We start from the raw sequence: 15,322 nt of genomic DNA, 5'->3' as shown, positions 1-15,322 counted from the left end.
AAATACCCATAAGCGACATTTTGCTTCTTTTTCTAATGTCATATCATTCACTTCCTAACCAGCAACTTTATTGATTATTATAATTTGTATGCTTTTTTAACTAAGCCGTAAGTCAGTTCGTAAGCTAACTTATGGGCATCGTCGATTGTGATCTGGTGATTAGTTACCAGCTCAGCTAAATAACGACAATCTACTCTGCGAGCCACATCATGGCGAGCTGGAATAGACAAAACGCGCGCGTGTCATCATTAAAACCAACCGTATTGTAAAAACCTGCTGTTTCAGTCACTTGTTGACGAAAACGTAACATACCAGCCGGACTGTCATGGAACCACCAAGCTGGACCTAATTTTAAGCTTGGGTAATGACCTGCCAATGGCGCAAGCTCCCGACTATAAGTCGTTTCATCGAGGGTAAATAAAATTATATTCAGCTCTGGATTATTGCCAAATTTTGTTAACAAAGGCTTTAATGCGTTCACATATTCCGTTTGGCTAGGGATATCAGCACCTTTGTCTCGACCATAGCGGTCAAATAACTGTTGATTGTGATTGCGATGGGCACCCGGATGAATTTGCATAACAAGCCCATCTTCAATACTCATTCCGGCAAGTTCCGTTAAACATTGAGCTCGGAATAACTCTTGTTCACCTTCATCCGCCTCCCCGCGAGGGTTTTATCAAGCAATGCCTGACATTCACTTGCAGATAAATTGGCAGTGAGGGCTGTTGGATGACCATGATCTGTCGCCGTCGCACGGCCATGTTCTTTAAAATAGGCACGACGTTTACGAATCGCCGCTAAGTAACCCGTCCATAGTGTTGTATCTTCACCTGTCATTTCAGCAAGTCGTTGGACGTTTTGTTTAAAGTCTTCGCGACTCGCATCTACGACGTCGTCAGGACGAAAAGACGTAATCACGCGGCTTTCAAACGCTGTACCTTTTAGCGCAACGTGGTGTGGCAATTGATCTAATGCCCCTCAGTCGTCGCAATAAGTTCGATATTAAATCGGTCCATTAGCGCCAACGGCGTAAATTCAGGTGTCGCTAATTGTTTGTTAATTTCGTCATAATATTCAAGTGCATTGTCGCTACACAGTTTTTCGGTAAAACCAAATACATTAGCGAACGTATCATCTAACCAATAGCCCGACGGCGTGCCTGCAAACAAATGCATATTGTCCGCTAATAATTGCTAGGTTGCTTTTGGATCAACATGTCGAGATGCATCTAAATCACCTTTTTCACCCTGTTGCGGGATACCAAGGGATTCTAAACTGACCCCTTGGCTAAACAACATGCGAAAAACATAGTGATCGGGGCGGATCAACAAGTCTGTTGCGTTTTCAAAATTGCTATTTTGAGCAAACCATTTGGGGTCCGTATGACCATGTGGGCTGATGATAGGCAGATCTTTTATTGCTGCATAAAGCTCTCTTGCAACAGCAATGACCTTGTCATCACTCGAAAACAATCTATCAGGGTGCAATGTTAATTTTTGGCGTTGGTTACTCATTCATTTATCCTGTACTGCCTATCCCAATCGGGAATTAGCCGACGTTTAATAACGTAGCTTGGTTAACTATTTGGCCATTAATCTTGACGTTGTCTAATGTGAAATTATCAATATTTCGGACAACGGAAGATTTTTTAGCATTGTTAAATTCACAATTTTTAAGATGAAAATCGCTTATGGGCTTGCGCTCAAACCCTTGTAAATTAAGCGGTTGATTTAGAATTTCGCCGCATTTAAGATTTTCAATTACAACATCACGCACGGTTGGGTCGAAAGAACCCGCATCGCCTTCTTCATAATAAAAGTTAACAACAATGGCGTTTTTAACTTTGCCTACATTGATATTGCGATATCTGAGGTGTTCGATAACACCGCCGCGAATGGAGTTTGTTTTAATGCGGATTGCGCGTTCAAGGTGTGGACTGTCCATTTGGCAGTCTTCAACAAAAACATTGTTTACCCCGCCGGAAATCTCACTACCGATGACAACTCCACCATGCCCTTCTTTCATCAAACAATTACGTACTACGATATTTTGACTCGGTACGCCTATTCTGCGCCCGTCAGCATTTCGACCCGATTTAATCGCAATACAGTCATCACCGGTATCAAACAAGCAATCTTCAATTACAACGTGATCGCATGATTCTGGGTCACAGCCGTCTGAGTTAGGGCCGTGGCTGAAAAAGTTAACGCCCCGTACTGTCACGTTTTGACACAAGACAGGGTTAACCAACCAAAATGGCGACTTGGTAATCGTGACATCTTCAATAAGAATATTTTGGCATAAATAAGGTTGGATAAATGGTGGCCTTAGATATGCGCCATCCGCGTACAATCGTTGAGATACCGGGACGCCAGCCTCTACATCAGCCATTAATTTCATCCGTGCAGGTTTTTGATCTTCACCTGCAATTAGATCCCAATGTCCTTCTTTATGAGGCCCTTTCCACGGCCACCACGTTGAATTATTGCCACCACCATTTAGTGTGCCTTTACCTGTAATCGCGATGTTTGTTTGCTGATAAGCATAAATTAGTGGCGAATACCCCATCAACTCCATACCTTCCCAACGCGTAATAACGGCCGGTAAGTAACGCTTAGGATCGGTAACAAAATTTACTACTGCCCCTTTTTGTAAATGCAGCTCTACGTTAGATAACAGATGGATAGGGCCAGTTATATATTGCCCACTGACAACATCAACCCGTCCGCCACCGGCCTTGTGACACGCCTGTATCGCGCGGTGAAATGAAAGTTCGTCATCTAAATCACTTGCCAACTTATAATCAGCAAGTTTAAAAATTTGATCGCTAAACTTAGGCACTACGGTATTGGCGCGTATTTCCGCCGCTTTTAACCAATCATCCTGTGATTGCAGTGGCTTAAATAACCAAGATGCAAGCGCTTGGTTAGTGGCGAGGGCCGAAAAAACCGATGTGGCGGCTGCAGCTTTAATCAAATTACGGCGCTTTAACCCTGAAGATGAAATTTTTGTCATTCAAAAAATGCTCCTAAAATTAGACAAAAGAGAGCTTTATATAATTATTTAAACTAACCGTATTGTTTAAATTTTCCTACCGAGCAACCTAAATTAGTCATGTATTATTGAGCAATTACAAACATATACATGCCAATTTGTTGAACGATTTACTCACTGTGCATTGATTTATTTTGCCACCGGTGGCAACAACTGTCAATATTGGCAAGAAATGGGGTATGGTGTCAAACCCTACTTTCAAACATTTTAGTTTCCTTTATCTAAAAAACATCCTAAACAATTGTATTTATTAAAAATATTTATTTACATTAATTTTTCTTAGATCGTAATATGCAATAAATCATTAAATTTCAAACAAAAAAATATATGAACATTTTTTAAACTAGACTATTGACAAGCACTAAAAAATTAAGCTTAAATGAATCTTGTGCCACCGGTGGCATTTTCAAAAATAGAATATTGAAACCGGAGATACATTAAAATCAGAATAAACATGAAGCGTATAAAAACAGCACAAACAATTTAGAAATTTAGCTTAACAATAATTATAAAAACACGAGGAGACCATCGTGAAGTCAAATTACAAACTCAACAGGTTAATGACATCAATGATACTGGCAGGAGGCTTAACAACTTCACTCACTGCTATCGCCGCAGATGAGTCAGATGCAGAAACAAACAAGTCAGACGTCGAAGTTATCGAAGTTAAAGGCTTTAGAGGCTCTTTGTCCCGCGCCCTTTTTGAGAAACGCGAAACAATAAACTCTAAAGAAACCATCATGAGTGAAGATTTGGGTAAATTCCCAGATTTAAACCTTACTGAGTCTTTGCAGCGTGTAACAGGTGTTGCAATTTCCCGTGAAGGTGGTGAAGGCCGTGCAATCACTTTACGTGGCCTAAGCCCGTCATTTACTCGCACTACCTTAAACGGAATGGAAGTACCGTCTAGTACTGATGGTACGGACTCCGGCGGCGGTGTAAACAACGGTCGCGGGTTTGACTTCAACGTATTTGCTTCAGAATTATTTAATCGAATCGACATTCAAAAGGCCCCAACAGCCGGAATGGAAGAAGGCGGTATAGCGGGTACTGTAGACCTATATTCAGCAAAACCGTTTGATAATCCTGGTTTTAAAGTTATGGCGTCTGGCCAAGCGGGTTACAACGACGTAACGGGCGAAGCTGACCCCCGTTTAGCCTTTATGATCAGCAATACTTTTGCAGACGATACGGTCGGCGTATTATTCTCTCTAGCGCAATCAACTCGAACCGTGCGTCAAGAAGGTTACGGTACTGTACGTTGGACAACTCCTGTTAAAGATGGCAATCGTTCATATGTTGACCCTGACAATATAGTCATGACCGGTGCAACACCTGCGGCCTGTGCCGATGGTGATGGCAACGCAACACATCCGGTCAACTGTCTTTGGACACCACGCCTGCCTCGTCCTGACTTTTTGGTAATGTTCAAGACCGTTTAGGTATTACCGGTTCGATTCAATGGCGTCCAACTGACGACATCGAGATTACGTTTGATACCTTACAGTCGACGTTAGACAATGAACGTACTATGTACAACTTCTTTGAACAATTCCGCAGTACATTTGACCAAATTACACCAACAGCAATTAAAGTGCATGAAAATGGCAAGCAAGTCGTTGCCGGTACTTACGAAGGTATTCATTCAAGAATTGAAAGTAGACAACAGCTATCAACGACTGAGTTCAGCCAATATGTGTTATCTGGTAAGTACAATATTTCAGATGCGTTAACACTTAATGCAATGGTTGGTACGGCTAAGTCTGACGCACGTTCTGAGCAATATCGTTACAATATGACAAGCTTAGACTCACACACGTATAGTTTCGACTTTAGCGATAACGCGAATGCGCCAAAAACGTCTTTTGGTTATGACGTAAACGACGATAGTAAATACAATCTGACTGACGGTCGTCTAAGAGCGGGCGATACATTGCGTGAAAACGATACGATGAAACTCGACCTAACTTATGAAATGGACGATTTCACTATTGTTTCGGGTATCGCAATGAATGACCGCGTGATTGACTACTATGAGACTGAAATTAAAAACTTCGACGATCAAGCCTCAGCGGATGGCTTTAGTACACCTTTCCCATATTCAGACTTTGGTAAAGGATTTGATGGTCCTTTAGACGCCTTTATTGTAGCTGATTTCTCGAAAATTCAGACTCAACTGTTAGATACCATGAATAATGGTGCGGGCATTCAATGGGATGTTCGAATTGGTTCAAGCTGGCAAGTTCAAGAAGAAACGACAGCAGCTTATGTAGAAGCGAATTCTGAATTTGAAGTTGGCGATATGATTTTACGCGCTAATGTTGGTGGTCGTTTTGTTGAAACAACAACAACGGCAACTGGTTATGTACCAACAGCTGCAGGCGTAGATACTATTACAATTTCAGAAAGTTATAATAACTTCTTACCGGCATTAAACTTAGCGCTAGATGCGACAGATGAGTTAGTTGTTCGCTTTAACTTATCTCAGTCGATGACACGTCCTAGCCTAGGGTCACTAAACCCTGAGAACTCCAAGTTTTGACTACATCAACGGGACAGTAAGTACGGGTAACCCAGGTCTTGACCCATTTACATCGAACAACATGGACTTAGGTTTTGAATGGTATTTTGCTGAAGAAGCGTTAATTGCAGCAACGTATTTTTCTAAAGAACTTGATGGCTTTATTGAAAGTAAAACAGAAGAAAAACTTGTAGATCCAGCATACTACGACTTTATTAATTCTGATGACCAATACGAAGCTGGAATTTCACAAAATCCGTTCACAACGCCTTATATTCATAGTATCCCGTTTAACAAAGGCACAAATGAAGTCACTGGTTTTGAGATTGCATACCAACAGCCTTTATCGTTTTTACCAGCACCATTTAATGGCCTAGGTATCTTAGCGAACTATACGTCTGTTGATGCTGAGCTAATTGAGGGTATGTCTAAAAACTCTTACAACTTTACCTTGTACTATGAGCAAGAAAGTTACGGAGCACGTGTTTCTATGAACAAACGTGATGACTACATTACTGACTTCACGGGCAGCAATGGTAACCTTGAACATGGCACAACTGGACCGACACACGTAGATGTTTCTGCATTCTACAACTTCAATGAAAACCTAACGTTTACATTAGAAGTGTTGAACTTAACAGACGAATACGAACGTTTGTATACGACGGGTGACGGTACTCTTGACCTAATGCGTGAGTATAATCATACGGGTACAACGTACTTCTTTGGCGCACGTTACGTGATGTAACTCGCAAAACGATCTCCCTTTAGAAGGCCGCTTTTATAGCGGCTTTTTTATTGGATGAAATTTGGAGCCACAAACTAAGTGCTGAGAATTTTAAAGTTCGAAATAAAATGTCAACGAACAGGGAAGTTTAGGAAAATGACAAGGACTTTGAATTTGGGTTAAGCCCCATTTTTTATGCCGTTCTTTAAGCTTTCAATGCACACCTTAAATGGTGTGCAAGTTTGGATAATATTTTGCTCTATAGTTATTCTGTCGTTTCAACATCGCCGTCGACATCACCTTCGACTTCACTTTCAACAGTCGTTTCCGCTACGATTTCTGCATTTTTTCTGTTGTTTCTCTCTTCTCTCCTACTCTTTTTACGTTCGTTTTTATCAGTTACTATTTTAATTGCTTCATCCTTCGATAAGCTGGGATGCTTTGCCAGTAACGCTTCTACTCTTTCATCAAACTTTGCCATTAGTAAACCTCGTTGTTTCATTCATATATCGAAAATACTTAATCTTTAGTCATTATCGGTGAACATGTAGGGCCCATGCAACCGTTCGATTGAGATACATGGGTTACTTTACACTAATTTAATGTTTTAGAGAGTTAATGTCGTAACCCAATGGTTTGTATTTAATGATCAGTTCAAACGACAACTCGATGCTTTGAACACGAGAGGATCGGCAGGACCTGCCCACCCAGAAGGTTTTGGAATATCTTTTCTTTCAAAGGTAACTTTGCAATCAGCGCCAAAATAGATGCTATAGTTTTCAAAGTCTACGGTTTTGAGCGTCGACATTACTTTTTCATGTTGTTTGATAAATTTTATCATTACATCAAAGTTTTTCATGTTTTGATATTTTGGTGCTAAGGCTGAAAATGAATATTGTGAAAACAATAAAACCATTAATGTCAGTATGAGTTTTGTCATCGTTACCTCTGTGAGTTTAGATTAACGCCCAACTCGGCTAAAAAGGGATAGTTCTTTGCATAATAAACTTAGCGGTAATGTAAAAATAAACTACATTCGATTTTAATAGCTCGATATCTTAACCAGAGAAAAATACTCTGTTTGAAGACCCCTTATATTTTTACCAAAGTATATAATCGATATCCTACTTATCAAGTTTTACAAAATAACCCTTCATGCTTCGCTGCATAGACTTTCGAGCAGGCAAAAAAAGGAGCGATATCCTTATCGCTCCTTTTTATCACAACAACAACTTCCAGTTTCTTTTACAACTTCTTTACTTCACAACCTAATCTTTATAGGTAATGGAGATATCTTCTAAACTGATGGTCGCACCGCCTTCAGAACGCAATGTAATGAAGGAAGTTGATGTAGCAACTAATCCATCAATTGTATAGGTTTGGCCTGCCACAAAGTCACTCAGGGCCACAGAGTAGAACTTAGAGCTTCCACCATGAATGCTACTGCCACTGCTTGATGTTGTGTTATCAACATAAAGTTGGAAATTACGTGAGGTATCGTCAGCAACACTCGCCACCGTAAAGGTGACTTGGTACGGCTTACTTAAGTCAAAAATACCGGTTGTTTCAGTATCTGCTGCAGTTGTATTGATGCTCAGGTGTTGTATTGCCAATACTCACTCGAGCACCAGTTATCGTTAACTGACCGTCAGCAACCGACACGGTCCCCGTCACTTTATGATACATCGCTGTGCCTGAACCGGCGCTACCGGATAGGTTTTTATAGGCATTGCTAAATAAAATGTCTGCGCTAGCAACTTCAAAATCTTCGGTGATTGGTAACACAGCATAAACGACTGGGTCATCATTGCCACCATCCACGATTGGGTCTGCAACATCAGGAATGTCTAATTCAGACTGGTCCACAATTCCTACGCCAACATTCGCTAGCACATAATCTTTGACGTCGGCGACTGGCAATAAATAGGTATCGTAGTCGTATGGAACTTCATAGGTCGATGTTGAACCATCCGCAGGAGAATAAACCGCATCTCCTGTATCTGGCGTGGTGTAAGTCACGTTAGTAAACGCATTATCACGGACGTTCCAAAAACCAATTTCTCTTGAATAAAACGACACAATTGGATTTTGCACATTTTCAAATACATTCGCTTCAATTAACAATTCAGCCCCCATTCGAGAGTTAATGCCACTTGAATTAATGTTTGAAAATACGTTGTTATACAGATGACCAAAACCATATCTGAACAGCGGTACACGAGACTCTAAATTATTAAAGTAGTTATGACGGTATGTTATAAATCGTTCGCCACTGTCGTCATCACTTGAGCCATTTAACATGCTTTTGTAATGGTCGTGAACATAGTTGTGAGAAAACGTCACGTGAGTTGCCCCGGCTTTGGTATCAAATAACCCGTCGTAGTCGTCTTTCCCAACGTTTAAGTTGCCATGTAACTCATTGTGGTCAACCCAGATATTCCCCGTTGCAACGTTGTCATCACCTTCAATTCCAATCGCATCTCCAAACGAAGCTGGTACATCATGAATTTTTAAGTTTTGAATAATAACGTTGCTCGTCCGGCGCATTGAGATACCGATACCAGCGAACTCTCCGCGACTCGCGACACCAATAATTGATACATTGCTAAGATCTTTAATATTAATGTTACCGGTCAAGTTACCGCTATTGGCTGGAGTAATCGTACCATCAACATAGATAATTACTGGAGTGCCCGCAGATTTTGCCGAAGCAAGGGCGTTTTGCAACGCCACACCGTTGTCGACCGTGACAACAGTACCACCAGCACCACCGGTCACTTCCATTAAGTGACCACCAAATCCGCCATCACCATCTGGCGTAGTAACAACAACATCTGCTATAACCGGTGCGTCAAGTGGTGTTGGTTCCCATCCTGCACCGCCATTGTAAGATGCAAATACTGAGGCGCGATCTGAGTATGGAGCCGCTTCTGGAGCAGACAATTCAAATGCCACGTTTGCTTCACGACCAGAGATATCTAACGAGTTACCTTCTAAGTCCATGCTGCCGTATTCTCGCCAACCGGCAACCGCTGACGCATCAGACGGATTTGGCATTGGATTTGTGTACCAACCTTTAGTACTTATATGGGCACCCAATCGGTTGTTAATCAATACAATATTATCAAACGCATCGGTCTTACCGGCACTTCGCGCAAAGTAGATTGAGTCGTCTAATACGTTGTTACCTTTAGGACCATGGGCCACTCGTAAATGTATTGTTTAAGAACACAAAACCCGGATCATCAACATTTGCAACACGGGCTTGCAGAATGTAATCACCGCCACTGTCAGCCGGCGCATCTTTTGAATCACCAATAGTGCGAATTTCACTGTTTTCAAATAGTGTCGCTACTGGATAACCCCAGATGAAGTCAACATTACCGGCAACTAAACAGTTATAGAACCAAGCATAACCTTTCATCAACAAGGTATCTTGCTCACTGATAAAGTTCATGTTGTTAGCCACCAAACGATAACTACTATTGAAATAAATTGTTTCCGCTTGGTCACCAGAGCCTTGACGCATATGGGTGTTTTTCAGCGTAAAGTTATTAAGAACTAACATGTCAGCACTTTCAACTAAGAACACTGGACGGCCGCTTGAGCCACCATTGAAGCCATCAAAGTTGTCATACTGAACAATCGTATTTTCACGGCTTTCACCTTGAATAGTAAGATTGTTTTTGTTTCTCAAAAACAACATTTCATTATAAACACCATCTTTGATGGTAATTGTCATCGGCGTATCTTTATCCGTCATGGCGTAATCTAACGCGCCTTGAAGTGTTCTAAAGTCAGCTGCACCGTCGTCATCAACCACTAATTCGGTACCAGAAGGTTGAGTTGAACGTGTTGAAAATGTCCATCCCGCCTCTTTACCTAATCCGTCAAAATCTATGCCGTTAAGTGTTGTATCGTTAGCCACGTCGTTGCCGATCACGACATAGTATTCTTTGTTGTAATCAAGTGCGCCTGAACTAGGTGTTAAGACAAGCTTGTTCCCTTCAACCCGCATTGGATGATATTTAACAACACGTGTTTTATCAGACGTTAACCCCAATGTATTAACGTCTCCGGCTAACAACAATTCATCAACCAATTCATCCGTTGCCGAATCAAATATACGAACTTGGCCTACAGTACCCAACGTCGGCGCGGTGTCGAATTCAATCACTAGATTTGTGTCAACATGTTGGCTGAAACTAGCAGGTAATGGGCTTAATTTCGTCGATATATTCCCGTAATCCGTCATCGATTCGATGAAAGACGCACCTACTTCAATTTCTAGGGTTTGGGTAATCGTCGCATCGGCATGAGAAACTAATGTTACCGTCGTCGTGCCTTCAGCTACGGGACTTATTGTGACAGTCGAACCTAAGACAAATACTGTTGCGATATCACCATCTGCCGTGATGGCGGTAACTTTATCTGCTGTAACACCATCCCCTAACAATGCCGACACATTTAGCACGAGCGGCACGCCACCAGCCGCACCTGACCAACTCGCTTCCGTATAATCGGTTGTGAGCTGAATAGGTTTATTGGCTACATCACCAATCATAAAGTCATCTAGTTCAAATGAGCGGTTGTAAGTAAAAATACCCGCAAGACCTTGAGCTGTTAAGTTCGTGTCGTTAAAGCTTCCTTTAAGTTCACCGTTTATGTACAGACTCAAATCACCGGCGACCATTTCAAAACGAACACGATACCAAACACCATCATCTGTTCCATCGCGCTCACCTAAGTAAAACGGCTGTTTTACTTGGACGGGACGACTTAATGCGTCCGCTAGGTTAACTGCAACTTCAGCTTGAGTCGAAGACGGTGAATTTTGCAGGTTAATGCCACCTCCGTACCAGTTTTGATCATCAACATATCGACCTAACAAGAACAACTGTTTGTTGGCTGTTGTGCCATTTTGTCGCGGCCTGATCTTTGCTTCCACAAAGTAATCAGCTGCAGGAACAGACGTCATTGCCGACGTCTTCAGGGTTGCCAAAACACCCCCTACACTCCCTGCGGTATATTGCATTACCGCGTTGCCATCTAAATCAACAACAGCAAAGCTTCCTTCCGGTCCATCTAAATTGCCAACAGCCGCGTTAATGTCCCAGTTATCCAGCGTGCCAGAGGTAAAGTCGTCACAAAAATATAAGTCTGTACGCTCTGTGCAATCTAACGTTTTTGGCGCGACTTCTGATGTATCTGGCGCTTCTAAATACTCAATACGCAGATTGTCGATTGTTACTACACCGCCGCTTTCCGTGCGTAATTGTAAAAATGAGCTTTGAGTCGCTAACATGCCGTCTATTTCAAGTTGGCCCGTTGCCATTTCAGCAATTTTTTGGCTATAGAATTTCGATGCTCCACCATGTATCGACTTACTGCTGCTACTCGAACTGTTATCTACATAAACGATAAAGCTGTTGCCCTGATCTGTTTCGATAGGTTCGCTGACGCTCACAATATCCATGATAATTTTATAAGGCACACTTAAATCAAACACACCGGTAGTTAAAACATCCGTACCCGTTGTTTCAACATCTGGTGTGCTGTGGCCAATACTAAAACGTGCACTATCTAATGTCAGTTGACCGTCTGTAATGGTTAACCCGCTGCCACCGCCGGTGACGTTGTACATCGCGATTGAATTATCAATCGGTTGTGCTAAATAAGCCGGCGTAAACAATTCTTCTATTGTTGTATTGAAATCTTCACTAACAATAAGATTTGTTGGGATGTATTCGAATCGCAAGTTGTCAATTTCAACAACACCACCGCTTTCAGTGCGAAGTTGTAAGAAGGACGTTGGTGTTCCAATAAAGCCTTCAACTTCCAACTCTCCATGGGTTAATTCAGCGAGTTTGACACTAAAGAACTTGGAACTACCACCATGAATTGAACTGCCACTGCTACTGGTATTATTGTCCATATAAATGATGAAACTGTTGCCCTGATCTTCGGCGACAGGCTCACTCACACTTAATACGTCCATAACGATTTTATACGGTTTGCTGAAGTCAAACGAACCTGTTGTGACAACATCGGCTGCGTTTGTGCTACTTACACCTTGAGCAACGTCACCTATCGTAAAGCGTGCGCTATCCAAAAGGAGGGTGCCTTCGGTTGTTACTACAGCCGTACCGCCCGTTTTAGTGTACATTCCTTTAGTATCATCACTCGCCTGTGCACGGTATTCAGGGGTATAAAACCACTGTCGCTGACCGGAAAACTTTCTTCATAAAATACATTTGGATCGTCATATTCGATGCTCAAGTTGTTGAACTCTATAGACGCACCTGTTTCCGTTCTAAACTGTAAAAACGACTGTGACGTTGCAATCATGCCTTCAATGACAAGCTCGCCAGTGGACAACTCTGATGGCACAACTTGATAGAATTTAGAGCTACCACCGTGAATCGATTTACTGCTGCTCGAAGTATTGTTATCGACATAAACTTGAAATGTTTTTCCATCGACAGAGTTTGAAGCTGCAATCACATTTAGTTTAATTTTGTAAGGTCGAGACAGGTCAAATACCCCCGAGTCGAGGTATCGTCGGCCGTAGTTTCCACTTCTGGTTTGGTATCACCGATTGTGAATCGCCCTGCATCTAACAGCACACCTTGGTCTACAACATCTACATTGCCGCCTGTGCGTTCGAACATTGCAACATCGTCGCCAGTTAGACCAACATCACCATCAACAGCGGCAAATTCTGGCGTGAACAAACTTGCTGTGGTGGTCGTAGTGAAGTCTACTGAATAAGGCAAAGCGACCTTAATTGCAGGTGCTTCAACGATGTATTCAATACGTAAATTGTTAAATACGACAATACCGTCACTACTGGTTCTAAATTGTAAAAACGACGTTTCAGTACCAATATCGTTACCTGAATTACCAGTTCACCAACCGCTAAATCTAGAATATTAGATTTGAAAATTCGTGAGGTCTCGCCATGCATCGAATTTGCAGATGAGCTCGTGTTATTGTCGACATACACTTCAAAGGTATTATCCCCTCGGCATCGCTGACACTCACAATATCCATCACAATTTGGTATGGACGGCTTAAATCAAGCACACCACTTGCCAATAAATCAGCCGCTGTGGTTTCAGTGCTAAGGTAAATAATTACCCATAGTGAAGCGACCACCGTTTAGCTCGATACCTGTATCAACAACGGCAACATTGCCGCCAGTTCGGACAAATAATGCTAAATCATCGGTTTCACTAGCTGCACCACTTGTGGATAAAAACGCTGGGCTAAATAAGCTTTCCGTCGTCGCTGTTGTAAAATCAACAGTGTCTTCAAATACAATTTTTGACGGTGGAATAAAGTTATCTGAAGGGTCAACCGCAGTCGCTACCGTATCAATTTTCAAATTGTCGATGGTAATACTACCCGCACTATCCGTTCTAAATTGGAAAAATGAATTGGTAATTGATGTATCTAAAACACCTCGAGCATCAATGTGCGTCAGGTCAGTACCAGTAACTACATCTTGTCCCGGGACATACGTGTAGGTAAAAGTTTGGCCAACGGGGTTGTTATCCTCGTTGATATCTTTACCGTAAAACTTAGATGGCGCACCATGAACCGAGTTGGCTTGACCCGTTGTATTGTTATCAACGTAAAGAGACAACGAACCAGCGCCATTATGGGCGATTACATCAAAGCTCAAGGTAAAACCTTCGCTAATATTGTAAATACCGGTACTAAATGTATCGCTTTCGGTAGTTTGACGAAGTAAATCTTCTGCTGCATTGCCCACTGAAAAACGTGCGCCAGCTAACGTTAATGTCCCCGCGTCAGAGTCCAGCACTGGGCTGCCCCCGTTTTTACATATAGGGGTTTGTCACTTAACTCTTTTGATAGCGATTGATAGCTAGAAGTGAAAAAGTCTGCGGTTGTAGTGCTGAATTCTTCTATCAGTTCAAAACCAACTTCGTCTTCTCGCTCTAACAAACCAACCAATTCTGCGTCTGCTTGGGCTTGGCTAAATGTGAGTAAGTTTAACTTGTCATCGTCGTTTTCTGCACAAGCAGCAACTACCGACGCCAACCCTTTATCGGATTTTGATTCAACACATAAACTGTATACGTCATCAACAGTATTGTATGAACGCGATACCAAGTATGTCACTTCATCGCCAGCGGTTAAGGTCAGTACTCGGCGGCCAAACTCAAAATGGTAGGTTCCCGATACTTCAGTTGAATCCGACGCTGTATAGGTATATGAACCAGTCAAGCCAGTATCATCAGCTGGGGTAAAATTGTAATTTGCTAATACCGCAGCTTGACCAACAATCGCTGGGTTAAATACGCTACCCGTGAACGCAGATACGTTAAAAGAACTGCCAAATAACGTACCAAATTCGGTTTCTAAATAACTGACAAAATGGCCAACAGCGACATCATAACTGACTAAACTTGCGGCACCGCCAGCGGCTGGTAACCAAGTTTCAACATCCGCAGCAAATTCATCTGCTGGGCGATTGAAATACTGTTCAATCGTTTGATCCGGCGCAAGTGTCATTGTTGCCGCTGCCGCAGCATCTTCGCTAATTGTTATTCCATTACTGGCATCGCCATCAGTATCGAGTGATTGTAATAACCTTAAAGTATTCACCACCGGCTGACTAAATGCAGTATCAGCATTAAACAAATTAAGTGGCGTCATCACCGATGCAACTGGCACCGATGGAAAGACAAAGTCGCCAATTGAGAAGGTAATTATTTCTCCACGGAAATAAGGAAATTCGCCATTTTCGTTTGTCGTGCCATTGACCACAGTATCCGAATTGTACGTTAAACCTTGTACTGGACTGTCGACAAACTTACCGGTAAGCGCCTTTGGTGGCGGCTCTTTCACATTTATAGTGCTCTCCGCCCCACAACCGAATAATACGGATGCAGTCAGGAAGCTGATAAACATATTTCGTTTACTATTTTTATTATTGAAATTATTCATAATTTAACCTTTAACTTGCGTCTATCTGCCTAGTACAACTT

At 42.1% G+C, this 15,322-nt stretch carries 13 protein-coding genes and 1 pseudogene; 3 read left to right on the top strand and 11 right to left on the bottom strand.

What is annotated here, in order from left to right; genetic code table 11:
* Positions 1-77: 77 nt before the first annotated feature.
* Both uxaC and PN838_RS22250 read right to left on the bottom strand, forming a co-directional pair.
* Positions 78-1,517 (bottom strand): annotated as a pseudogene (gene uxaC, locus PN838_RS22255) (glucuronate isomerase).
* 34 nt (positions 1,518-1,551) lie between these two features.
* Positions 1,552-3,018, bottom strand: coding sequence for a glycoside hydrolase family 28 protein (locus PN838_RS22250; RefSeq protein ID WP_272182008.1), 1,467 nt, complete (start codon positions 3,016-3,018; stop codon positions 1,552-1,554).
* 569 nt (positions 3,019-3,587) lie between these two features.
* Here PN838_RS22250 and PN838_RS22245 point away from each other — a divergent pair.
* From PN838_RS22245 to PN838_RS22235, 3 genes are all read left to right on the top strand, one after another.
* The gene (locus tag PN838_RS22245) at positions 3,588-4,499 is read left to right on the top strand and encodes a TonB-dependent receptor plug domain-containing protein (RefSeq protein WP_272182007.1); all 912 of its coding nucleotides are present in this window, start codon (positions 3,588-3,590) and stop codon (positions 4,497-4,499) included.
* A gap of 89 nt (positions 4,500-4,588) precedes the next feature.
* On the top strand, positions 4,589-5,599 hold the full coding sequence (locus PN838_RS22240; RefSeq protein WP_272182006.1) for a TonB-dependent receptor domain-containing protein: 1,011 nt from the start codon (positions 4,589-4,591) through the stop codon (positions 5,597-5,599).
* Positions 5,580-6,326: a TonB-dependent receptor domain-containing protein gene (locus PN838_RS22235; RefSeq protein WP_334313553.1), complete on the top strand. Its 747-nt coding sequence runs from the start codon at positions 5,580-5,582 to the stop codon at positions 6,324-6,326. Before PN838_RS22240 ends, PN838_RS22235 begins: the two co-directional genes overlap by 20 nt.
* A gap of 244 nt (positions 6,327-6,570) precedes the next feature.
* Here the strand turns inward: PN838_RS22235 and PN838_RS22230 are convergent, their stop codons facing one another.
* The 9 genes from PN838_RS22230 to PN838_RS22190 form a co-directional block, all read right to left on the bottom strand.
* Positions 6,571-6,786, bottom strand: a complete 216-nt coding sequence (locus PN838_RS22230) for a hypothetical protein (protein ID WP_272182005.1) — start codon at positions 6,784-6,786, stop codon at positions 6,571-6,573.
* A gap of 168 nt (positions 6,787-6,954) precedes the next feature.
* Positions 6,955-7,245 carry a ssr3402 family protein gene (locus PN838_RS22225; protein WP_272182004.1) on the bottom strand — a complete coding sequence of 97 codons (291 nt, stop codon included), beginning with the start codon at positions 7,243-7,245 and terminating at the stop codon, positions 6,955-6,957.
* Between the two features lie 328 nt (positions 7,246-7,573).
* Positions 7,574-7,918 carry a hypothetical protein gene (locus PN838_RS22220; RefSeq protein WP_272182003.1) on the bottom strand — a complete coding sequence of 115 codons (345 nt, stop codon included), beginning with the start codon at positions 7,916-7,918 and terminating at the stop codon, positions 7,574-7,576.
* A complete protein-coding gene (locus tag PN838_RS22215) occupies positions 7,872-9,512 on the bottom strand; it encodes a pectate lyase family protein (protein ID WP_272182002.1) in 1,641 nt (546 codons plus the stop codon). The genes PN838_RS22220 and PN838_RS22215 overlap by 47 nt, the downstream gene beginning before the upstream one ends.
* Complete coding sequence (locus PN838_RS22210) at positions 9,496-12,471, bottom strand: pectinesterase family protein (protein WP_272182001.1); 2,976 nt, start codon at positions 12,469-12,471, stop codon at positions 9,496-9,498. Before PN838_RS22210 ends, PN838_RS22215 begins: the two co-directional genes overlap by 17 nt.
* Positions 12,441-12,809 (bottom strand): hypothetical protein, encoded by a 369-nt coding sequence (locus tag PN838_RS22205; RefSeq protein WP_272182000.1) that lies wholly within the window; start codon positions 12,807-12,809, stop codon positions 12,441-12,443. Before PN838_RS22205 ends, PN838_RS22210 begins: the two co-directional genes overlap by 31 nt.
* A gap of 2 nt (positions 12,810-12,811) precedes the next feature.
* Complete coding sequence (locus PN838_RS22200; protein ID WP_272181999.1) at positions 12,812-13,081, bottom strand: hypothetical protein; 270 nt, start codon at positions 13,079-13,081, stop codon at positions 12,812-12,814.
* Between the two features lie 347 nt (positions 13,082-13,428).
* Complete coding sequence (locus tag PN838_RS22195; protein WP_272181998.1) at positions 13,429-14,133, bottom strand: hypothetical protein; 705 nt, start codon at positions 14,131-14,133, stop codon at positions 13,429-13,431.
* The gene (locus tag PN838_RS22190; RefSeq protein ID WP_272181997.1) at positions 14,106-15,281 is read right to left on the bottom strand and encodes a hypothetical protein; all 1,176 of its coding nucleotides are present in this window, start codon (positions 15,279-15,281) and stop codon (positions 14,106-14,108) included. Before PN838_RS22190 ends, PN838_RS22195 begins: the two co-directional genes overlap by 28 nt.
* Between the last annotated feature and the right edge of the window lie 41 nt (positions 15,282-15,322).

This window comes from Psychrosphaera algicola (genome assembly GCF_028401425.1).
Lineage (GTDB): Bacteria > Pseudomonadota > Gammaproteobacteria > Enterobacterales > Alteromonadaceae > Psychrosphaera > Psychrosphaera algicola.
This window is presented reverse-complemented; position numbering and strand designations above follow the sequence as displayed.

Excerpts from the sequence above, each read along its gene's own strand:
- PN838_RS22250 (WP_272182008.1), bottom strand. The coding sequence starts at position 3,018 with ATGACAAAAATTTCATCTTCAGGGTTAAAGCGCCGTAATTTGATTAAA.
- PN838_RS22240 (WP_272182006.1), top strand. The coding sequence starts at position 4,589 with ATGTACAACTTCTTTGAACAATTCCGCAGTACATTTGACCAAATTACA.
- PN838_RS22230 (WP_272182005.1), bottom strand. The coding sequence starts at position 6,786 with ATGGCAAAGTTTGATGAAAGAGTAGAAGCGTTACTGGCAAAGCATCCC.
- PN838_RS22225 (WP_272182004.1), bottom strand. The coding sequence starts at position 7,245 with ATGACAAAACTCATACTGACATTAATGGTTTTATTGTTTTCACAATAT.
- PN838_RS22210 (WP_272182001.1), bottom strand. The coding sequence starts at position 12,471 with ATGTACACTAAAACGGGCGGTACGGCTGTAGTAACAACCGAAGGCACC.
- PN838_RS22190 (WP_272181997.1), bottom strand. The coding sequence starts at position 15,281 with ATGAATAATTTCAATAATAAAAATAGTAAACGAAATATGTTTATCAGC.